20 protein-coding genes are annotated in these 21,258 nt (G+C 66.3%); 5 read left to right on the top strand and 15 right to left on the bottom strand.

Annotation, left to right across the window (positions count from 1 at the left end; all coding sequences use genetic code 11):
• Positions 1-40 precede the first annotated feature (40 nt).
• From clpA to J7U37_RS04685, 3 genes are all read right to left on the bottom strand, one after another.
• Entirely contained in the window at positions 41-2,515 is a 2,475-nt protein-coding gene (gene clpA, locus J7U37_RS04695; RefSeq protein WP_056189116.1) for an ATP-dependent Clp protease ATP-binding subunit ClpA, read from the bottom strand.
• A 23-nt stretch (positions 2,516-2,538) separates the two neighbouring features.
• On the bottom strand, positions 2,539-2,967 hold the full coding sequence (clpS, locus tag J7U37_RS04690; protein WP_244476771.1) for an ATP-dependent Clp protease adapter ClpS: 429 nt from the start codon (positions 2,965-2,967) through the stop codon (positions 2,539-2,541).
• Between the two features lie 310 nt (positions 2,968-3,277).
• On the bottom strand, positions 3,278-3,715 hold the full coding sequence (locus J7U37_RS04685; protein ID WP_247634969.1) for a phasin family protein: 438 nt from the start codon (positions 3,713-3,715) through the stop codon (positions 3,278-3,280).
• A gap of 302 nt (positions 3,716-4,017) precedes the next feature.
• Here J7U37_RS04685 and J7U37_RS04680 point away from each other — a divergent pair, with 302 nt between their 5' ends.
• Positions 4,018-5,508 carry a D-alanyl-D-alanine carboxypeptidase gene (locus J7U37_RS04680; RefSeq protein WP_247634968.1) on the top strand — a complete coding sequence of 497 codons (1,491 nt, stop codon included), beginning with the start codon at positions 4,018-4,020 and terminating at the stop codon, positions 5,506-5,508.
• Between the two features lie 130 nt (positions 5,509-5,638).
• On the opposite strand, the gene J7U37_RS04675 is transcribed toward J7U37_RS04680, so the two are convergent.
• The 3 genes from J7U37_RS04675 to J7U37_RS04665 all read right to left on the bottom strand — a co-directional run bounded on the left by J7U37_RS04675 (position 5,639) and on the right by J7U37_RS04665 (position 7,794).
• Positions 5,639-6,316, bottom strand: a complete 678-nt coding sequence (locus J7U37_RS04675) for a DnaJ domain-containing protein (RefSeq protein WP_247634967.1) — start codon at positions 6,314-6,316, stop codon at positions 5,639-5,641.
• Entirely contained in the window at positions 6,313-6,549 is a 237-nt protein-coding gene (locus J7U37_RS04670; RefSeq protein WP_247634966.1) for a hypothetical protein, read from the bottom strand. Before J7U37_RS04670 ends, J7U37_RS04675 begins: the two co-directional genes overlap by 4 nt.
• Positions 6,550-6,633: 84 nt before the next feature.
• Entirely contained in the window at positions 6,634-7,794 is a 1,161-nt protein-coding gene (locus tag J7U37_RS04665; RefSeq protein ID WP_247634965.1) for a trypsin-like peptidase domain-containing protein, read from the bottom strand.
• Between the two features lie 436 nt (positions 7,795-8,230).
• Here J7U37_RS04665 and J7U37_RS04660 point away from each other — a divergent pair, with 436 nt between their 5' ends.
• On the top strand, positions 8,231-8,446 hold the full coding sequence (locus J7U37_RS04660; RefSeq protein WP_055953370.1) for a hypothetical protein: 216 nt from the start codon (positions 8,231-8,233) through the stop codon (positions 8,444-8,446).
• Here the strand turns inward: J7U37_RS04660 and J7U37_RS04655 are convergent.
• Complete coding sequence (locus J7U37_RS04655; protein WP_056189136.1) at positions 8,434-9,372, bottom strand: DUF817 domain-containing protein; 939 nt, start codon at positions 9,370-9,372, stop codon at positions 8,434-8,436. The two genes, J7U37_RS04660 and J7U37_RS04655, sit on opposite strands and share 13 nt — an antisense overlap.
• Positions 9,373-9,612: 240 nt before the next feature.
• Positions 9,613-10,479, bottom strand: coding sequence for a UTP--glucose-1-phosphate uridylyltransferase GalU (gene galU / locus J7U37_RS04650; protein WP_056189657.1), 867 nt, complete (start codon positions 10,477-10,479; stop codon positions 9,613-9,615).
• A gap of 167 nt (positions 10,480-10,646) precedes the next feature.
• Between galU and galE the strand changes: the two genes are divergently transcribed.
• The 3 genes from galE to J7U37_RS04635 all read left to right on the top strand — a co-directional run bounded on the left by galE (position 10,647) and on the right by J7U37_RS04635 (position 14,326).
• Positions 10,647-11,636: a UDP-glucose 4-epimerase GalE gene (gene galE / locus J7U37_RS04645; protein ID WP_056479309.1), complete on the top strand. Its 990-nt coding sequence runs from the start codon at positions 10,647-10,649 to the stop codon at positions 11,634-11,636.
• A gap of 68 nt (positions 11,637-11,704) precedes the next feature.
• Positions 11,705-12,850: a lytic murein transglycosylase gene (locus J7U37_RS04640; protein ID WP_247634964.1), complete on the top strand. Its 1,146-nt coding sequence runs from the start codon at positions 11,705-11,707 to the stop codon at positions 12,848-12,850.
• Between the two features lie 69 nt (positions 12,851-12,919).
• The gene (locus J7U37_RS04635) at positions 12,920-14,326 is read left to right on the top strand and encodes an SGNH family hydrolase (RefSeq protein WP_247634963.1); all 1,407 of its coding nucleotides are present in this window, start codon (positions 12,920-12,922) and stop codon (positions 14,324-14,326) included.
• Positions 14,327-14,335: 9 nt separating this feature from the next.
• Here the strand turns inward: J7U37_RS04635 and gor are convergent, their stop codons facing one another.
• The 7 genes from gor to J7U37_RS04600 all read right to left on the bottom strand — a co-directional run bounded on the left by gor (position 14,336) and on the right by J7U37_RS04600 (position 21,222).
• Entirely contained in the window at positions 14,336-15,733 is a 1,398-nt protein-coding gene (gene gor / locus J7U37_RS04630) for a glutathione-disulfide reductase (protein WP_247634962.1), read from the bottom strand.
• 165 nt (positions 15,734-15,898) lie between these two features.
• Entirely contained in the window at positions 15,899-16,066 is a 168-nt protein-coding gene (gene rpmG, locus J7U37_RS04625; protein ID WP_018044575.1) for a 50S ribosomal protein L33, read from the bottom strand.
• A gap of 107 nt (positions 16,067-16,173) precedes the next feature.
• The gene (locus tag J7U37_RS04620; protein ID WP_247634961.1) at positions 16,174-17,355 is read right to left on the bottom strand and encodes an MFS transporter; all 1,182 of its coding nucleotides are present in this window, start codon (positions 17,353-17,355) and stop codon (positions 16,174-16,176) included.
• 268 nt (positions 17,356-17,623) lie between these two features.
• On the bottom strand, positions 17,624-18,889 hold the full coding sequence (locus J7U37_RS04615) for a peptide-binding protein (protein WP_247634960.1): 1,266 nt from the start codon (positions 18,887-18,889) through the stop codon (positions 17,624-17,626).
• A gap of 62 nt (positions 18,890-18,951) precedes the next feature.
• Positions 18,952-19,185: a helix-turn-helix transcriptional regulator gene (locus J7U37_RS04610; RefSeq protein WP_056479297.1), complete on the bottom strand. Its 234-nt coding sequence runs from the start codon at positions 19,183-19,185 to the stop codon at positions 18,952-18,954.
• Complete coding sequence (locus J7U37_RS04605; protein WP_348772974.1) at positions 19,185-19,550, bottom strand: DUF2975 domain-containing protein; 366 nt, start codon at positions 19,548-19,550, stop codon at positions 19,185-19,187. Before J7U37_RS04605 ends, J7U37_RS04610 begins: the two co-directional genes overlap by 1 nt.
• A 394-nt stretch (positions 19,551-19,944) precedes the next feature.
• A complete protein-coding gene (locus tag J7U37_RS04600; RefSeq protein WP_247634959.1) occupies positions 19,945-21,222 on the bottom strand; it encodes an efflux RND transporter periplasmic adaptor subunit in 1,278 nt (425 codons plus the stop codon).
• Positions 21,223-21,258 lie beyond the last annotated feature (36 nt).

Genomic DNA, 21,258 nt, shown 5'->3' with positions numbered 1-21,258 from the left:
CGGCCCCTCCGACGAACGGAGAGACCGGCTGGTTACGCGATCAGGCCTTGACCAACGGCACTTTCGGGACGGTACGAACGCCCGAGCCGCCGCCACCGGACCCACCCTTGTCATCGCGCTTGTCGGTCGGCTTGCGCGTCGACGCCTTGGCCCGAGTCCGCTTGTGCTTCTTGGCGGCGTTGGTGACATCCTTCTCGGGCTTCGGCGTCACCGGGCCGGCAGGGAATTCGAAACCGAGTGCCTCCTTGCCCTCGCCTTCCGGCTTGCGGACCACGACCCGGACCGCGCCTCCATCCTTGAGCCGTCCGAACAGAACCTCGTCGGCCAGCGGAGTCTTGATGGTCGACTGGATCAGCCGGGCCATGGGCCGGGCGCCCATGGCATCGTCGTAGCCGTTCTCGGTCAGCCACTCGCGCGCCTCGTCCGAAAGCTCGATGGTGACATTGCGATCGGCCAGCTGCGCCTCGAGCTGGAGGACGAACTTGTCCACCACCTTCGCCACGACTTCCTTTGGCAGATGCCCAAACGAGATGATCGCATCGAGCCTGTTGCGGAATTCCGGTGCGAACAGCTTGTTGATGGCCTCGACGTCGTCGCCCGTGCGCTTCGCCTGCGTGAAGCCGTAGGCGGACTTGGCCAGGTCGGACGCGCCCGCATTCGTCGTCATGATGATGATGACGTTCCGGAAATCGACCTGCTTGCCGTTGTGATCGGTCAGCTTGCCGTGATCCATGACCTGCAACAGGATGTTGAACAGGTCCGGATGCGCCTTCTCGATCTCGTCGAGCAGCAGGACGCAATGCGGATGCTGATCGATGCCGTCGGTCAGTAGGCCGCCCTGGTCGAAGCCGACGTAACCGGGAGGCGCGCCGATAAGGCGACTGACCGTGTGGCGCTCCATGTACTCGGACATGTCGAAGCGAAGCATCTCGACACCGAGGGACGCCGCGAGCTGCTTGGCGGCTTCGGTCTTACCGACGCCGGTCGGACCCGCGAACAGGTACGAACCGATCGGCTTGTCCGGGTCGCGCAAGCCGGCGCGAGCCAACTTGATCGCGGATGTGAGCGCATCGATGGCGTTGGGCTGGCCATAGACCACGCGCTTGAGGTTCTCGGTCAGGTTCTTGAGAACCACCGCGTCATCCTTCGACACGGTCTTGGGCGGGATGCGGGCCATCGTGGCGATGGTCGCCTCGATCTCCTTAACGCCGATGGTGCGCTTGCGGCGTGCCTCCGGGACCAGCATCTGCGATGCGCCGGTCTCGTCGATGACGTCGATCGCCTTATCGGGCAGCTTGCGGTCGTTGATGTACCGGGCCGAGAGTTCCACCGCCGCCTTCACGGCCTCGGTGGTGTACTTGAGCTTGTGGAATTCCTCGAAGTACGGCTTCAGGCCCTTCACGATTTCGATCGCATCCGGGATCGACGGTTCGTTGACGTCGATCTTCTGGAAGCGGCGGACCAGGGCGCGATCCTTCTCGAAGTACTGGCGGTACTCCTTGTAGGTGGTCGAACCGATGCAGCGGAGCGAGCCGTTCGCCAGGGCGGGCTTCAAGAGGTTCGAGGCATCCATCGCGCCGCCCGAGGTCGCACCGGCGCCGATGACGGTGTGGATCTCGTCGATGAAGAGCACCGCGTTCGGATGCGCCTCGATCTCCTTCATCACCTGCTTGAGGCGCTCCTCGAAGTCACCGCGATAGCGGGTACCGGCCAGCAGGGTGCCCATGTCGAGGGAGAACACCGTGGCCTCGATAAGGACTTCGGGCACCTCCTTGTTGATGATCTTGCGGGCCAGACCCTCGGCGATGGCGGTCTTGCCGACGCCTGGCTCGCCCACCAACAGAGGGTTGTTTTTCTGCCGGCGGCAGAGGATCTGGATGGTGCGCTGCACCTCGCTCTCGCGCCCGATCAGCGGATCGATGCGACCGTCACGAGCCTTCTTGTTGAGGTTGACGCAATAGGCCTCGAGGGCATCGCCCTTCTTCTTCGCGCGACCCTCGCCCTCATCACCGCTGGGACGCTCCGAGGCCGCTTCCTCGTCGGCTCCGCGCACAGGCTTCGACTCGGAGGCTCCCGGCCGCTTGGCAATGCCGTGGCTGATGTAATTGACGGCATCGTAGCGCGTCATGTCCTGCTCCTGCAGGAAATAGGCGGCGTGGCTCTCGCGCTCGGCGAAGATCGCCACCAGCACATTCGCACCGGTGACCTCCTCGCGCCCGGAGGATTGCACGTGGATCACCGCGCGCTGGATCACGCGCTGGAACCCCGCTGTCGGTTTGGCATCCTGCCGGCCGTCCCCGATCAGGTTCGCCAATTCGGTGTCGACGTATTCGACCAGGCTGCGCTTGAGGGTGTCGACCTCGACGTTGCAGGCGCGCATGACGGCGGCCGCGTCCTGATCGTCGACGAGGGCGAGCAGGAGATGCTCCAGCGTCGCGTATTCGTGCCGGCGCTCACCGGCGAGCGCCAAGGCGCGGTGGAGAGCTTGTTCTAGGCTGCGAGAGAAGCTGGGCAAAGCGTGGCCTCTGTGTGGGGTGCCTATTTCTTTTCCATAACGCACTGGAGAGGATGTTGGTGTTTGCGGGCGAAGTCCATGACCTGCGTCACCTTGGTCTCCGCAACTTCGTAGGTGAAGATCCCGCACTCGCCGACACCGTTGTGGTGTACGTGCATCATGATTTGAAAGGCGGCTTCCTGCGACTTGTTGAAGAATTTCTCGACGACATGCACGACGAATTCTTGCGGCGTGTAGTCGTCGTTCAGCAAAAGAACCCTATAAAGGCTCGGTCGCTTCGTCTTAGGCTTCGTTCGGGTGATGATGGCGGTTCCGGACCGCCCGTCATCGGTACCACCAGGCTCGTGGGGTTCGTCGACCGCGCGCACTTCGGCGACACGGCGAAGCTGCGTAGGGGTGTCGGGGCCGTTCGCGCGTGAGGATTCGCTGCCCCGTATCAGGACGTCGGTCATCTGAATCGCATCGACCCCATAGTGCGGCATGCTGCTCGTAGGCTGCTGGTCCGCGGGTCACGCCGGCGAGGCGCGCTCGCATCGGGAGTAATCTATAGAGCGATCGGCCGCTTCGCCAGTCGGATGCGCGCACTTGTCCGATACCGCTTTCGGCAAGGCATCGGTGGGGCCCGGACAGCGGTTCTGTCCGCCGCAACGCCGCCGCGCGGCGCTCGAACGCAAACGACCCCACGCGAAGACTCGCGCAGGGTCGAAGGGGGGTGTTCCGGGTCTCGCGAAGGGAGGTCGATGCCCCCCGCCGGGTCTGCGCTCAGGCGGCCAGCGTCTTGGGCGCGCCCGGAAAGCCCGGAAGTTTCGGAAAATTTTTCGGATCTAGGAAGGCTTTCGGATCGAAGAAAGTTTTGGGATCGAAGAAGGCCGGCACGCCGAACCCGGTCTTGTCCTGGAGGGGCGCGCCGATTTCCTTCGCCAGCCCTCGGTAGAGTTCCGTCATCGTGTTCGCTTGCGCCTGAAGCCGCTCGTAAGAGGCCTTCAGATACGCGGTCTGGATCTCGAGCGCGGACTGCATCGTACGCGCGCCGGCCAGCTTCTTGATGGCTTCCGAACTGGCTGCGTAGGAGTCCTTGGCAAAGTCCACCATCTCGATCCCGGCCGTCTGGTTGGTCTTGGCCACCAGGGACACGCTTCTCAGCGCGTCGGACAGGCCCGTCTTGCTCATCGTGGAAGCTTTGTCGAACATTTGGGTCATCTGGCGATCCTCTCGGCTTTTTCAGGCCAGTCCCTGACGTCTCGGGTGGAGGCCCGGTCGACTGCGAGCGGCCTGTGACCTGATGTGTGCGATGCACCATCGAACGTCAAGATTTATATTGCGATGCAACACGGGATGTTTTCCCGGCGAATTGACGTCCAGGCATTAACCGGGCCGTAACTGCGTCCACCTAGCCTGATTGACAGATGTTGCGGGGTTTGGGCGGACCGACCGCCCGCTCCGCCGAGATGTTGCGGTGCAAGCCGGCCTGCGGGCTGTGCATGTCGAGGCAGTGAGTCGTGATGCGTAGCCATACTCCCCGCGTCGGCCGGGTGCCTGCCCTGCCGGCCGCGATCGCGGCGGCCGCCGTTCTGGCCGCCCTCGCCTCTCCGGCGGAGGCCCGTCGCGGTCACCATCACCGCGGTGGCGGCGGAGGTGGCTACAACCCGCCCTACGCCGCCATGGTGGTGGACGTGAAGACCGGCAAGACGTTGCATGCGATCAACGAAGACTCGCTGCGTCACCCGGCCTCGATCACCAAGGTCATGACGCTCTACATGCTGTTCGAACAGCTTGAGCGTGGCCGCTACACCCTCGAGTCGCCTTTGACGATCTCGTCCTTCGCGGCCTCGCAGGCTCCTTCGAAGCTCGGTCTGCGCCCGGGCTCGACCATCGAGGTCGAGGAGGCGATCAAGGCGATCGTGACCAAGTCGGCCAACGACGTCGCCTGCGCCATCGGCGAGAATATTGCCGGCTCGGAAGCGCGCTTTGCCGAGATGATGACGCAGAAGGCCAAGGCGCTCGGCATGAGCCGGACCCACTACGCCAACGCCTCAGGTCTGCCGGACGCCGACCAGATCACCACGGCCCGTGACCTCACGATCCTGGCGCGGGCGATCCAGGACCGCTTCCCGCGCTATTACAAGTACTTCCAGACCCGCTCCTTCGCCTTTCGCGGCCGGGTCATCGGCAACCACAACCGCCTCCTCGGCAACGTGCAGGGGGTGGACGGAATCAAGACCGGCTACACGCGCGATTCCGGCTTCAACCTGATGACGGCGGCCAAGCTGGACGATCGCCAGATCGTGGCGATCGTGCTGGGTGGCAAGTCGGGCGCCAGCCGTGATCGCATCATGGCCGACCTCGTGCGCCAATCCTTGCCGCGCGCCTATGCGGGTTCGCGACAGACGCCCTCGACCATCGAGGTCGCCGAGCGCGCGCGCCCGGCCGTGGTGGCGGACGGCGCTTCGCGGACGCGGACGCAGGTTGCTTCGGCGGACGACGAGGAGGATGTCGAGACCACCGCGTCGACGCTCCGTGCCGGCCAGCCGCTCGACATCACACCCAACCGGAGCGCCACTACGACCCCCGGAAGCGCCGGTGCGAAGTGGCGGTCCGGTGCCCTTCCGAATTCTGCGCAGGCCTATGCGGCCACGAGCGGTCCTGCGGCATTCCCGTCGGGCGGCAAGAGCGATGCCCGCCTCGCCTCCATCGATGGTCCGCGCGCCGAGGCGCCGAAGCCGGTGGCCGGCGCGAAGATCACGCCAACCGCCTGGGTGATCCAGCTCGGCGCCATGGATGACGAGGACAAGGCGAAGTCGATGCTCGCCGAGGCTCGCAGCCGTGCCGGTGGGACGCTCTCCAAGGCCTCGCCCTACACGGTGAAGGTCGAGCATGGCGGCGCGACTCTGTTCCGGGCCCGGTTCTCCGGCTTTGCCGAGCAGGATACTGCCCAGGACGCCTGCAACGCGCTGAAGCGCAGCGGTTTCAGTTGCTTCGCCACCCGTAGCTAAGGTCTCCGTCGGCGACCTTCGATCGGCCCGGACGCCTCATCGCGCGTCCGGCACAGGATACGCATGCCCGGTTCGTTCCACCGGTCGGCGGTACGTTCGACATTCCCTGTCTGGCAACGCGCGTGGAGTATCAGCGATGTCGGTTGTTAAGCCTGTCACGGGCCGCGTTGACGCGCGCCGCCTGCTCGGCCGTTCCCCCCTGGTCGGGGTGCAGCCGCTTCATCAACGTCCGATGAGCCGTGCGGACCTGCTCCAGGGACGCCCCGCGCTCAAGCCCCAGGATCTCATAGGCCTCCTGCTCCGTCATCGCCCCTGGGTACGCCGCACGGCGCGGCCCCGTGTCGGCATCTCCCTGAGCGTCTACACGCCAGCCGGGATGCCGGCGGTCGAGATACGCCTCTAGTCGGCGGGTGGTGACGGCATCGCGTCCGAACAGGGCGAGAAGACCGGGCACGGGGATCGCCGACAGGGGTTGCCCCGCATAAGGACCAATCAGCGCGATCCCGTCGCCGCTTTGATCGAACCGGATGCTGCCGCCGCCGAATTGTCTCGGATCGAACCGGGAAGCGATGCCATTCAGACGGGTTCTCAATCCGGTGGAACCCTCCAGCAGCCAGGCCCCACCCGCGCCCAGCAGGAGCGCGAACTCGAGCCGGCCGCGGACCAGGAAAAGCCCCGCCGCCGCGAGGGCAAGATAGCCACTCGCCTGCCTCAGCAGGCGCGTGCTCAGCGCCGGATACCGCCGGCGCGCATGGGATGCGAACCACCACAGGATCATGAGCGCGACGATGCCGGCGATGAACGTCACCGGCTGACGCCGTACTCAGCAGTGATCCGCCCGCCGACCCGAAGTTTCACCCCGTCGATGTCACGAAAGCCCTGATCCCGAGCCGATCGGTCCGGCGCGCGTTCGCTACCGCACCCAAGCCGCGAGGGCAGCCGCACGCCTTCCTGCGCGTTCTCCGGGCAAAGACGGGGCGGCATCTGCTCTCCGGCATCGGCGGCGACCATGCCGGCGAACCAGAGCAGGAGAATGGGCACGGGACGGTGACAGACCATGAGTCGCTTTCGCTGATCGCCGAGCCGCTTTACCGGTCGGCGCCCCACCTGACGAGAGGTCGAGAGTCAAAGACGGCTTTCCGCAACGTCGGACGTCGTGACACGGACACGGCGTGTGCGCCCGTCGCGCTCGACGGTCAGTTCGATCGGCGCACCCAGGCCGGCCGCCTCCATCGCGGCGGTGAGATCGGCGAGGCGATGCACGGGTTGTTTGCCGGCGCCGACGATGATGTCGCCGATGTCGCCGGTCTGGGGATCGACACCGCGCAGGCCGGCCGCCGCGGCCGGCGATCCGCGCAGGACGCGCAGAACGACGACGCCATCGATGCCGAGACGCGCTGCCGTGGCCTCCTGACCGGCGATAATCCCGATGCCGGGATTGCGGGTCCGGCCATTTCGGATGAGTTCGGGAACGACCCGGTTCACCACATCGACGGGGATTGCAAAGCCGATGCCCGCGCTGGCTCCTGACGGCGAAAAGATTGCCGTGTTCACGCCGATGAGGCGCCCGGCGGAATCGAGAAGCGGACCACCCGAATTTCCGGGATTGATCGCGGCATCGGTCTGGATCACGCCCGACAATTCGCGGCCCGCGCTCGTGGGTAGACGCCGCTGGAGTGCACTGATCACGCCCGTGGTCAGCGTATGATCCAGACCGAAGGGATTGCCGATGGCATAAGCCGCCTGTCCGACCTTCAGGTCGGCCGAAGTGCCGATCGCCAGGGGTTGCGGTGCGGCGGTCGTGCGGCCGAGGCGGAGCACGGCAAGATCATAGCTCGGTGCCGCACCGACCAAACTTGCCGACACCACCGCGCCGGAGGAGAGGCGGACGGCGACGGAGCTGCCGCCCTGCGCAGCCGCTGCAACCACGTGATTGTTGGTGACGATATGTCCGGCCGCGTCCCAGACGAAGCCGGTGCCGGTCTGCGCGCCGTTGTTCTGGTCGCCATCCTCCGCGTCGACGCCCATCAGGGCTCGGCCTTGAGCAGCAGCCTGAACGAAGACGTGAACCACGGACGGACTCGCCCGGGCGAACAACTCGACCGTCGTCGCCTCGGCCGGCGCGAGGTCGCCCCGGGCGGTAATGGCGCGGGACGTCCGCTCGGAGAACGCGAGACCGGTCAGGTAGGGTTGCGCGACGAAGAGTGTGAGCAGGACGATCGCCGCACCGGCGACCCATCGCAGGAAACGATCCGCCGGAGGCTGCGGCGAAGACCGATCGCGCATGTGTCATCCTCTTCACCATGCGGCGAAAATCGCGTCGCACGTCATTTCCATTAACTGGTCAGTGACGCATCGCCCTTCAACTGATGCGGTACCACCGCCGGCGTGGGTGTGACAGCACACCGATTCTGGCGGCTGCCAAAGATAAACATCGGCCCGACATTGTCAGGCTTGGTGACAAACCGAACGAGAAGGCGTCCAAAAGCGGCCATATTCTGCGCTAATTGCACCGCGCAAGCGCATCGTATGAGGGAGACAGGGTTCAGGCTGAAATGAACATTTCATTGTGGTCTGAAATAGCCTCGAAGCCGCCTCAGAGATGCTTCCATTCATACCGATGAACGTCCCGCAGCGAATGTTCAGGTTCGAGGCCGTAAAGGTCTTGAGCCGGTCACCCGGTATCGCGGGGAACCACCCTCACGATTGAAGGAATACGAAAATGGAAACCCAAGCCCTGGAACGTCCCGCCGATCTGACGATCTGGCGTACGGCTCCGGTTCCGGCTCCCCTCGCCCAGCCGGCCCGCTACCGCACCCTGCGCGAAGCGATCGAAGCCGCCGCCGGTGCCCTGTCCGACCCGGCCAAGCAGCCCTGGATCATCACCGAGGATGGTGAGGTTCTCTCGCCGAACTGGATCCGCACCTACTTGAACTGACGTTCGTTCGTCGGCGCCGGATCGGCGCCGCACTCTGCGCGAGCCGGCTGTCGAAATGGCCGCGGCCGGCTCACGAGTGTCACGAGGACGTACGAGACGATCATCAGCAGGAACCAGGACCCGAACTTTTGCCAGGATACGGGCGACCAGCCGGTCACCTGCTTCGGATAGAGCCAGACCCGGGTGTAGGTGCCGATATTCTCCGCAATCCAGATGAACACTGCCACAAGGCCGAAGCCTAGAAGCAGCGGCATCCGGCGGTGGACCTGCCAGACCTTGAAATACACCCACGTCCGTCCAAAAAGCAGCACCGTGGCCAAGAATAGCGCAATCCGCATGTCCCAGATCACATGGTGGCTGAAGAAGTTCACATAGATCCCCCCGGCCAGGGGTAGCGTCAGGGACAGACGCGGATGATGGGCGAAGCGGAAGTCGAACAGGCGCCAGACCCGCGCGATGTAGGACCCGACACTGGCATACATGAAGCCCGTAAAGAGCGGGACACCGGCGATCCGCAGGACGCTTGCTTCGGGATAGATCCAAGATCCGACGCTGGTCTTGAACACCTCCATCACCGTGCCGACGACGTGATAGAGGGCGATGATCTTCGCCTCTTCCCAGGTCTCCATCTTCAAGGCGAGCAGGCTAGCCTGGATGGCGATGGCCGCGAGGGTCAACGCATCGTAGCGGCTCAGGGCGGCATCGGGCGGATAGAACAGATAGCTCCCGATCACGGCGGCGCAGAGCAGGCCACCAAACAGGCAGGCCCAGCCCTGCTTGATGCCAAACCTTAGAAATTCGTAGGCTCCGGCGACCCAAGGCCCTTTCGCCTGTGCCCAGGTCCCAACGCGTACATCCAGAGATATGAAACGTGCGAGATGCGGCCAGAATCTGGCTGCGCTCTCTGCCCCCGTCCCGTGCTTCATGTCTGTCCCTGTTCCCGGCAGTAACGGCATAGGACAAAAAAAGGCCGCTCCGAAGAGCGGCCCGAAGTCTAGGGAGGAAACGCCCAAGAAGGGCTGCCGAACCGCGACGCCATCGCGGTCCCGCAACGCACAATCTAAAGTGCGCCGCACAAATAGCAAGGAGATTGTACGGCGTTCAACGCAGATTTTCGTCCGCGCGCTACGGCCGCATAGGCGCTCGCCGAGCCCCCTGTGGGGCGTTCAGTGCTCGCTGAGAAGCTGCGCGATCTCGACCTTCAAAGCATCGGCAAGGTCGGGCCGCTCCAGTGCGTAGGCGATGTTCGCCGTCAGGAAACCGAGCTTCGAACCGGTGTCGTACGTCCTGCCCTGATAGTGCATGCCGAAGAAGGCCTGATCCTGTGCCAGCTTGATCATCGCGTCGGTCAGCTGGATCTCGCCGCCTGCGCCCTTCTCGCCATGGGAGAGGATATCGAAGATCTCGGGCTGAAGGATGTAGCGTCCGGAGATGATGAAGTTCGAAGGGGCCGTGCCGGCCTTCGGCTTCTCCACCATCCCGTTGATCTCGAACGTCTGACCGAAGGTCTGGCCGACTCCCACGATGCCGTACTGATGCGTCTCCTCCGGCTTCACCTCCTCGACGGCGATGACGTTGCCGCCGTGACGCTCGTAGGCGGAGAGCATCTGCTGCATGCAGCCTCGGCTCAGCATATCAGGCAGCAGAACGGCGAAGGGCTCGTCACCCACGATCTCACGGGCGCACCAGACGGCATGGCCCAGGCCGAGGGGAGCCTGCTGGCGCGTGAAGCTGGTCTGGCCGGCGGCCGGCAGGTCGCGCTTCAGAGACTCGTAGGCCTCCGTCTTGCCGCGCTCCTGCAGCATCCGGTCGAGTTCGAAGGCCACATCGAAATGGTCCTCGATCACCGCCTTGCCGCGCCCCGTCACGAAGATGAAGTGCTCGATCCCCGCTTCGCGGGCCTCGTCGACGACGTGCTGGACCACCGGGCGATCGACGACGGTGAGCATCTCCTTCGGGACGGCCTTGGTGGCCGGGAGGAAGCGGGTGCCCAAGCCGGCAACAGGCAGGACGGCTTTGCGAATCGGTTTCATCAAGCGGGACCCGATAACAAGGGAGGATGAGGAAAACCTCGAAGGGTTTGACGATGGCGCAACACAACCTCTGCTAACGGAGGTCATCGGGCAACCGGCGTAATGGACATAACCGACAAGCTCGATTTCGGATATATCGTCGGTGAAATGATTGGGGAGAGGATGTGATGGCGGTTCTGGTGACAGGCGGAGCGGGATATATCGGCAGTCACATGGTGCTGGCTCTGCTCGATGCCGGCCACGACGAGGTTGTGGTTCTCGACGACCTGTCGACTGGTTTCGATTGGTCACTTCCGCCTGAAGTAAAGCTTGTCGTCGGCGACATTGCCGATCAATCGCTTGTCACCGAGGTCATCCTTCAGCATCGCATCGATGCCATCGCTCACTTCGCTGCGCGGATCGTAGTGCCGGATTCGGTTGCCGATCCGCTCCACTATTATCTGGCGAACACGGTGAAGACCCGGGCGCTGATCGAGACGGCTGTCCGTTGCGGCGTCAAGCACGTGATCTTCTCGTCGACAGCCGCCGTCTATGGCGAACCGGAGACCGTCCCGGTGCCGGAGAGCCTGATACCGGCACCGATCAATCCCTATGGTCGCTCCAAGCTGATGAGCGAGTGGATGATTGCCGATGCGGCCAAGGCGCATGGGTTTTCCTACGTCATCCTCCGCTACTTCAACGTCGCGGGCGCCGACCCGCGCGGCCGGACCGGGCAATCGACTCCGAACGCGACGCACCTGATCAAGGTGGCCACGCAGGCCGCCCTCGGGCAACGCCCGCATCTCGATGTCTACGGGACCGACTATCCAACGCGCGACGGCTCCTGCCTGCGCGACTACATCCAGGTCTCCGACCTCGCCGAGGCGCATCGGGTCGCCCTGGATCACCTCCGCTCCGGCGGCGAGAGCCTGACTCTGAATTGCGGCTATGGCCAGGGCTACTCGGTTCTCGAGGTGATCGAGGTGGTCAAACGCGTTTCCGGGCGGGACTTCGAGGTCCGCCTGTCGCCGCGCCGACCCGGCGATCCGGCGCAGATCGTGGCGGAGGCCGAGCGCATCCGGGCTCTCGGATGGACGCCGCGATACGACGATCTCGACGAGATCGTCGGTCAGGCCTTCGCTTGGGAAGAAGCCCTCACGCGCCGCAATCGCACGTGACGCGCTGGTCAGCCTTCGTCCTTGCGGGCCTGATCGGCGCAGGTCCGGTGCTCGCCGCGGGAGCAGGCGTGTCTCCGCCCTTCGCCGCTCGCGAGATCGCCGGTGGATTCGGCAGCTTCATCGCCGCATTGCGGCCGGACGCGGAGGCACGGGGCATTTCCGCCGCGACCTTCACGGCAGCGTTTGCCGGAATCTCGGGGCCGGACCCGGACGTCGTCGCTCGGACGCGCCGGCAGGGTGAGTTCAGCCGTCCGGTCTGGGACTATCTCGTCGGTGCCGTGTCGGCCGGTCGGATTGCGCGTGGTCAGGCGCAGGCCGCCAAGCTGGCGCGCGTGCTCGCGGAAATCGAGGTCCGTTACGGCGTACCGCGCGCCATCGTTCTGGCATTCTGGGGGGTGGAGTCGGATTTCGGCGCCACTGCCGGCACGATGTCGACCATCCGTGCCTTGTCGACCTTGGCGGAGGTCAAATTCCGCGGCAGCCTGTTCCGCGATGAATTGCTTGCCGCCCTGACGATCCTCGAGCGTGGCGACATCACCCCGGATCGCATGAAGGGATCCTGGGCCGGTGCAATGGGCCAGGCGCAGTTCCTGCCGACGAGCTTCCTCGCGCACGCGGTCGATTTCGACGGCGACGGCCGCCGCGACATCTGGACATCGGAAAGCGACTCACTCGCCTCGATCGCGGCCTATCTGAAGACGCTGGGCTGGAATCCATCGCTCTCCTGGGGTTACGAGGTCATCCTGCCCGCCGATTTCGATCTCGCGCGCTATCGCGGCGACCTCTCGGATTTCGCCCGGCGGGGCATACGGCGCACGGACGGAAAGCCTCTCCCGAGCGGCGGCCCGGCGAGCCTGTTCCTCCCCGGGGGGCTTTCCGGACCGGCTTTCCTGATCACCGACAACTTCGAGGTCATTCGCGCCTACAACACTTCGGATTCCTACGCTCTGGCGGTGGGACACTTCGCCGATCGGCTGTCGGGCGGGCCGGCCCTGGCGCGGGCGTGGCCGACGAAGGAGGGGCGCCTCGACAAAGCGGGGCTGCAGGCCCTGCAGGCCGCCCTGGCCAAGCGCGGCCTCTATGCGGGCGACGCTGACGGGCGCGCCGGACCGAAATTGCGCGAGGCGGTGCGGCAGGCTCAGATCGCCGAAGGTCTGCCGGCCGATGGCTATGCGACGCCGAAGCTCCTCGCTCATCTCGCGGGCCGGCCTTAGACCTCGCCGGCATCCTCCGCTAAGGTAGCGGGACCGATCGCTCCGCCGATCAGCATTTCGAGGCGCCCCATGACCTTGCCGGCTTCCCGCACGGCCTGGTGTTTCCTCTCGGGATTGTCCCTGTTTCTCGCCGGACCTGTGCCGGCGCAGGCCCAGTGGGGTGATTCCTATGATGCGCCGCGTGGTGGCGACTACGAGCCGCCGCGCCGGCGGCCGCGCGACTATTATCGCGACGACAGCGGCTACGGGGCGCGCCAGGCCAGCCGCCGTTACGCACCGCCGCCGCAGGAAGCACCGCGGCAGTTCTACTGGCCTTGGGAGGATCGCCCGGCGCCGGCCCAGGCCGCGCCCCCGGTGCCGAGCGCCCGACCGGCTCCAACACGCGGGCGCAGCTATGCGGACGATCCGCGCGGCGGTCGCGACGACGGACGGGCGATTCGGCGTCGACCGCGCCCAGCCCCCGTCGTCGCACAGCCGAAGCCGGTCGTGCCGAAGGTCGAGCCGACGACCCGGATCGCCGTTTTCGGTGACACGCTGGCGAGCCACCTCGGCAGCGGGCTCTCGAACGTGTTCGAGGACAACACGGAGATCGGCGTGGTCGACCGCTCGAAACCCGATAGCGGCTTGGTGCGCAAGGATGTGGTGGATTGGCCGAAGGCGGCCGAGGACTTCGTCAAGGCCAATCCCAAGACCAACTATGCCGTGGTCATGCTGGGATCGAACGACCGCCAGCCGATCCGCGAGGGCGATCAGACCCTCGATCCCCTGAACGACCGGTGGCGAACCGTTTATTCCGAACGCGTCGATGCCCTGATCAAGGTGTTCACCGACGCAAGGATTCCGCTGATCTGGGTCGGGGCGCCCCCCATGCGCAGCGAGGCACTGACGAAGGACATCGCCGAGATCAACGATATCTACCGTGAGCGCATCGCCAAGGCGGGTCAGACCTATGTCGATATCTGGCCGGGCTTCGTCGATGATCGCAACCGTTACACGGCCACCGGTCCCGACCTCGAGGGCCAGGAGGCAAAGCTGCGTACCGCCGACGGCGTGCATTTCACCAAGGCCGGCGCGCGCAAGATGGCGCATTTCGCCGACGTGGAGCTCAAGCGCATGATGGGGACGGGGGCGGCGGCGGCGCCGCCTGCCCTCGCCGCCCCCGTGGCGACCGCGCCTCAGACACCCCTGGAAGGAGAGGCGGTCAAGCTCGACGATGCCGGAGCCATCGACCGTCAGATCACCGCGATGCTGCCGAGCCTGCCCGAACCGCCGGGGATTCCCGCTCTGCCGGTGAAGCCCCTTGCGGGGCCGGTGGTGCCCCTCGGACGCGCCGAGGTGACGCCGGGCGGAACCTTGATCAGCGGCCGCCCACGCGACGGAGACCCGTCTGGAACAGTGGAGCGCAGCCTGGTGCGCGGAGCGGCGCCCCTGGCGCAACCGGGACGGGCCGACGATTTCAAGTGGCCGCCCGGCTGAGGGCGGGATCTAGCCGACGCCGACGGGGTGCTTGGTCACCGCGGGGCTGCGCATGGTGACGAGTTCCTCGCCGAGGGTCGGATGCACCGCGACGGTGCGGTCGAAATCCGCCTTGGTGGCGCCCATGGTGACGGCGATGCCCACGGCCTGGATGATCTCGCCGGCATCGTGGCCGAGGACGTGGACGCCGACGACCCGATCGCTGGCACAATCGACCACCACCTTCATCAGCACGCGCTCATCGCGGCCGGACAGGGTCGCCTTCATCGGGCGAAAACGCGAACGGTATACATCGACGGTGCCGTAGAGGTCGCGCGCCACATCCTCGTTATGGCCGACGACTCCGATCTCCGGAGTCGAGAACACGGCGGTGGGGATGAGGCCGTGGTCGACACACCACGGCGTGTTGCCGAACACCGTATCGGCGAAAGCGTGGCCTTCGCGGATGGCGATGGGTGTCAGCGCCGCACGGTCGGTGACGTCGCCGACGGCATAGATCGAGGGAATGGAGGTCTGCGAGAAGGCGTCGACCGGGATCGCACCGCGCGCATCGGGCTGGATCCCGACCGCCTCGAGACCGAGGCCGGCGGTGTTCGGGCGCCGTCCCGTGGCGGTCAGGACCTGATCGACCTCCAGGGTCGTGCCGTCGTCGAGGGTGGCCCGGATGCCGGTCTCGGTTCGATCGAGTCGCTCCACGGTCCGGTTCAGGCGCAGGTCCATGCGCCGGGCATAGGCCTCGCCGAGCGCGTCGCGGACCTCTTCGTCGAAGCCCCTCAGGAGCTTGTCGCCCCGATGCAGCAGGGTCGTGCGTGCACCGAGATGGGCGAAGACACCGGCGAACTCGACCGCGATGTAGCCGCCGCCCACCACCAGGATGCGCTCGGGCAGGGTCTCCAACTCGAACACCTCGTTGGAGGTGATGGCGAGTTCGGCGCCCGGGATCAGCGGCTCCTTGACCGGATGCGCGCCGACCGCGACGAGGATGAAACGGGCGGTGACGCGCCGGTCCGAGCTGACCAGCCGCACGGTGTGGGCGTCCTCGATCACCGCCCGTTCGGGGATGATGGTGACGCCGGCCCGACCGAGATTGGCGTCGTAGATGCTCTCCAGCCGCGCCACCTCCGCGTCGCGGCGTGCTTTCAGCACCGACCAATCGAAGCGCGGCTCGGACACCGACCAGCCGAAGCCGGCGGCATCCTCGAACTCGTCGGCGAAACGCCCGGCATAGACCATGAGCTTCTTCGGCACGCAGCCGCGGATCACGCAGGTGCCGCCGACTCGGTATTCCTCGGCGAGCTGGACCCGGGCGCCGTATCCGGCCGCGATCCGTGCCGCCCGGACGCCGCCGGAGCCTCCGCCGATGACGAACAGGTCGACATCGAAGGTGCGGGCCAGATCGTCAGCCATGGAAGTCATCCTGCGGGTGGGAGCACCGAGGGCTCTCCATCGCCCGAACCGCGCGGTACATCAACCGGCGCGTCTTGCCGTTCCCACCGCCGAACGAAAAAGGCCGCCTCCCCTCGCGGAAAAGCGGCCTTCCGAACCCCAGCGCGGCGCGAGGCGCCGGCGGGCTTACTTGATCTTGGTTTCCTTGAAGTCGACGTGCTTGCGCACGACGGGGTCGTACTTCTTCATCGACAGCTTCTCGGTCTGCGTGCGGGAGTTCTTCTTGGTGACGTAGAAGTAACCCGTGTCGGCAGTCGAGATCAGCTTGACTTTAACGGTGACGGCCTTGGCCATGGACGCGGCGCTCCTGTGATCGCGGCATTCCGCATCAGCGAAACGCAAAAGGGCCGGCGGTGGCCGGCTGAATACCGGCGGGTGATTGCCTCATCGGCCGGGATTCGTCAAGGCGCCTCGTGCGTCGGATGCTGGACGATGCGCAGGGCGACGACCACCGCGTAGCCCAGGAACAGCAGGCAGAGGCTGTAGGCGAAGCCCTGGGGCGGGATCAGGTCCATGCCTCCGCCGATGAGCGGCGGACCGAGCATCAGACCGACATTGTACAGGACGACGAAGGCGGCGTTGGCGCCTGCCAGTTCGGGCCCCTGCACGGTGGCGCCGAGATGGGCGAGGCCCACCGTATAGAGCGTTCCGGCGATGCCGCCCCACAGGAACAGCAGCACGAGGAGGGCCGGAAACCAGGTCGACGCGAGGGGAATCAGCATCGACCCGAGGGCTCCGCCGAGCCCGGCCATGAGGAGGACGAGGCGGCGGTCGACCCGGTCGGCAAGCCAGCCGAAGGGGATCTGGAACAGCACGTTGCCCAGGGCGAGCGCGCTGACCAGTCCGGCCGCGGTCTCGGCCTCGTAGCCGAGGCGCAGGCCGTAGAGCGGCAGGATCGCGAATCCGCCGGTCTCGACCGCTCCGTAGACCAGGGCCGCGACGGTGGCGGCGGGGGCGAGGCGCAGATAGGCGAGGAACGGTCGCGATGCTCCGTGCCCGATCACCGGCGACAGCCCCCGCGCCAGCAGGAGCGGGACCAGGGCGACGAGGAACAGCAAGGCGCCCCCGAAGTAAGGCGCGTATCCTTGCGTGCCGAGGAGTGTCAGCAGGATCGGCCCGACCGCGAAGCCGAGGGCCAGAACCGTGGCGTAGATGCCCATCACCAGCCCACGCCGCTCCGGCGGCGCCGCCGCATTGATCCAGAACTCGGAGAGCACGAACAGGGCGCCGAGACTCATCGAGAACACGAAGCGCAACACGAACCACCAGCCGATGCCCTGGAGCAGCTTGAAGGCGACGAGGCAGAGCGCGCCGAGCACGATGGCGCCGACGAGGAGGCGCAGAACGCCGAGCCGGGCCGCCAGGCGCGGTACGAACGGCACGGTGACGATGGCGGCGAGCCCCGCCACGGCGGTGTTGATCCCGATCAGGGTGCCGGAGGCGCCCATGCGCTCCATCTCGAGGGAAAGCAGCGGGATCGTCAGGCTGAGCCCGATGCCCACCACCGCCACGCAGGTGATGGCGGCGGCAATCGAGGCGAAGCGCGAGCCATCGGGGAAATCGGCGGGGCGTGGGGCCGGCATGAAGGGGTCCGTTGCGGGTCGCGCGCGACACCGGGACCGCCTTGTCTACGCCGGGGCTTGCCGACGCAACCGGCGCCCTGGCTGGCTGCGGATGTCTGAGGCCTGGGCCGGGCTGTTCACGCCGATCCTTGTCCTGTCTGTTCGTCGATGCCTCCCGTCTTCCGTGCGAACTCAACGATGAAGAGGCCCGGACGGGGGCGCATCGAACGATGCCCGGCTTGAAGGCGTACGCGGTCCAACGCGCACCGCACCGGCAAGTGCGCCATCGTCAGAAGCGCGTTCCTTCCGTCGCGACGGTGACGGATGTTCCGGCACGGTCAAGCTGCAGGCGGCGTCGCTCGCCCGGACGCGCCGACAGTTTCGCCCGCACGGCATCGGGTGCGAGGCCATCGAGCGGATACCCGTCGACCTGCAGCAATCGGTCTCCCACTTCGACGCCGGATACGAGGGGATGCCCGTCCCTCGTCGCGACGGCCGCGATGGCATAGCCTGCATCGCGTCGCACCAGCGTCAGGCCAACACCGTCGAGATCGCCCGGATCGGCGCTGCCCAGCCGCTCCCAGAAGCTTGTGCCGGCCGCGTAGTCGAGCGTCAGCCGCACGGTGTCGAGAACGTTGTTGCCCAGCCAGCCGGTCACCGGCTCGCCCGCATCCACTTGCCAAGTGTCCCAGAAGATCTCGCCGAGCGCAGCGTCGCCGATGGCGCCACCGAGCGGGCCCGTGCCCAAAGCCCCGACATCCCGGAACATCACTCCCCCGACGTCGATGCCCGGCAGGCGAATGATTGTGCCAGCGCGTTCGAGAGCCAGATCCGCCATCGCCAGGTTGGCGCGCCCGACCGCGCCGTCGGCACGGCGCCACTCCGGATGCTGAAGAAGCCACCCGGCAACGGTCCGTCCACGCAGCCATGTATAGGGCGCGCCGACATCGAGAACGAGCGGAATGCGTTGGTCGCCGACCTGCGCCTCCACCACGGTGATCCCCGTCGTGGGATTGGTCCGGACCGGAACCGGTACGCCGCGGCTCCGCGATGCACCGGATCGCGCCAGCGTCAGGGATGCGGTCTTTGGATCGATGGTGACGGCAAAGTGCTGAAGCACTCCAGCCGGCAGAACGGCCTCGACGGTGCGAGGTGCGAACAGGAGACCGAAGAGATCCTGTCCGTCGACGCTGCCCGGGCCATCTTTCACCGACCCTGCCTCGACCGTGACGCTGACGCCACCGATGTCCATCAGAAGATCGTGGCCCTCGGCGAGGCCCAACGCGCGATAGAGATCCTGAGACAGGATCGGAGCGGCCGCACCCATGTTGAGCCAAGCGAGCAGGCGCCGTTCGCTCCCATCCGGTCTCCGAAAGGCGACCGGTACGAGCCAGCGTCCGGACGCCCGCTCCATCGGCAGCGTGACCGAGGTCCCGCCGTCCGGCCAGACCACCGCAACCCGACTGACCTGCGACGGCGGCGGGAGACAGGCAGTCAGCAGCCCGGCGGCGAGACCGATCACGAGCGCGCGCCGAACACCTGAGGATTTGTACATGGGCACAGGTCTCCGCTCCTGCACCGTGAAGGCAGGTCGGTTCGAGATCGAGGATCGGATCGTCAGCCGGCGCGGCTCTGGGCGTTTTCGCCGTCGTTCACGTATTCGAGCAGATCGCCCGGCTGACAGTCGAGTTCACGGCAGATCGCTTCCAGGGTCGCGAAGCGCACACCCTGAACCTTGCCCGATTTCAGAAGCGACAGGTTCGCCTCCGTGATTCCGACGGCGCGGGCGAGATCCTTCGACTTCCGCTTGCGTCGCGCGAGCATCACGTCGAGGCGCATCACGATCGGCATCAGACGAACCCGTCCCGGTCGTCCTGGATCGCCTGACCGGCCCGTATGAGTTCGGCCAGAACGATCAGAAGGACGGCGAGCAGAAGAGCGTGCATCGAGGAGGTGCGGAACCACGCGAGATCGACTCCACCCCCGGCGAGCCGGATCAGAGCCTGTCCGCCGATCGGAGCGACGGCATAAGCCAGGAGGCAGATCGCCATGCGACGCAGGCGTAGAACCTGTCCGGCCGCAAAGACCGTCCCGACCGCCAACTGGCGCAGCAGCGCGTGGAGATCGAAGAGCACGGCCGCGACGGGCATCTGGGTCAAAGTGAAATTCGCTCCGTAGGCCCACCGGGTCGGCCAAGGAAGACCCTCGAACGGCACAACGCCCACAACGTCCGCGGGACGGGCGCCGATGAAGGCCGCACCCGGAGCAAGCCAGAGCCACGAGCCTTTGAAAACCAGGCCGAGCGTGACATCGTCTTTCGCAGGTGGAGCGATGCCAGGACGCGTGCGTGCGTCGGACAGGTCTGCGCGCCAGCCACAGGATCGGCAGAGTGTCGGACCAGACGTTTTCGGAAAGAGTTCCGGCTTCACAGCGTATAACGGGATGCGCCGCTTGCCTGCTCAGCGGATCTCCAGCCAGCGACGAAAGTCGCCGAGCCTGTGTGTTCAAGGTGGTGTTCGGAGAAACGTCATGGTGCGGAGGCTGGCGGACCCATTCCCACCCCTGACCTCTCGCCACCAGGAGGCAACGGACGCAGCCTGATCCCTCTTGTCAGCGCGCGGCCGATTTCAGCGGCTTGCTGTCGGTGGAGGGCGGCTGGCGCTCGATCGTCTGGCCGTCGCGGAGGTCGGCGGGGGGGCTGAGGACGATCTCTTCGCTGCCCTCCAGGCCCTGGTCGACCTCGATCGTGGTGCCGAGATCGCGCCGGATCCGGACCGTACGCCACTGCGCCGTGCCATCCTCGCGGGCCAGGGCGACCTGTGTGCCGCGCTGATTGAAGACGAGGCTTTCGGCTGGGATCACCACGTTCGCTTGGGTGCGAGGCACCTTCAAGGTGACGTAGACGTAGAGGCCGGCGCGCAAGACACCGTCCTGGTTCGGCACGTCGACCTGCGTCGTCAGGGTGCGCGACGCGGTCAGCAGCGCCACCGAGCTGCGCTCCACCTTGCCGGAAAACATCCGGTTCGGGATCTGCGGCACCTTGATCGCCGCTTCGACTCCCGGCGTCACGCCGACCGCGAGGTTCTGGGGCACGTTGACCGAGACGCGCAGGATGTCATCGCGATCGACGGACAGGAGGGCGGTTCCGGTTCCGTCGGCCTGGACGAGGTCCCCGACATCGACGCCGCGCTGGATGACCACGCCGTCGAAGGGCGCGATGATGTCCTTGAATCCGGTCAGCGCCCTCAGGCGCTCGACCGTGGCGGCCTGCGCCTTGATGTTGGCCTGGGCCACCTTCACGCCCGCTTCGGCCGAGGCGAGGGTCGCGGTCTGGCTGAGGACGCTGGCCTGCGAATTGTCGGCGTTCTGCTTCGAGGCCCAGCCCTGCCCCGCCAGGGTCGAGGTGCGGGTGTTGGTGACGTTGGCGAGGTTCACGTTGGCCTTGGCCTGATCGACCATGGATCGCGCCTGCAGCAGGGCAGCCTCGAGCTGGCCCGTCTGCGCCTCGGCCTGGGCCAGTTGCTGATCGAGGTCGGGCGCCGCGATCCGCATCAGGATGTCGCCCTGGCGCACGCGGCTGCCGATATCGACGCGGCGCTCGGCGATGTAGCCGGTGGCGCGGGCATAGAGCGCGGCCTTGGCAAAGGCGTCGGTCTGGCCCGGCAGGGTGATTTCGATCGGCTTGTCGGCGCGCTCGGCCGTGGCCGTGCGTAGCTTCGGCACGAAGCTGTTGACCTTGCGCTGCGTCTCGGCCGCCGCCGCGCGGCGCTCCATCTGGCCGTAGCCGCCCCAGGCGAGCAGCCCGATGACGCCGAGCGCCACGAGCACGAAGGGCACCTTCCCGGGAGGCGGCGGGATTTCGGACGGACCGTGCTCCGGATGCTTCACGACTGTCCCATCCCCGAACCGGACATCACCCTGCCA

This window comes from Methylobacterium sp. 37f, from assembly GCF_023093475.1.
Classification (GTDB): Bacteria; Pseudomonadota; Alphaproteobacteria; order Rhizobiales; family Beijerinckiaceae; genus Methylobacterium.
This window is presented reverse-complemented; position numbering and strand designations above follow the sequence as displayed.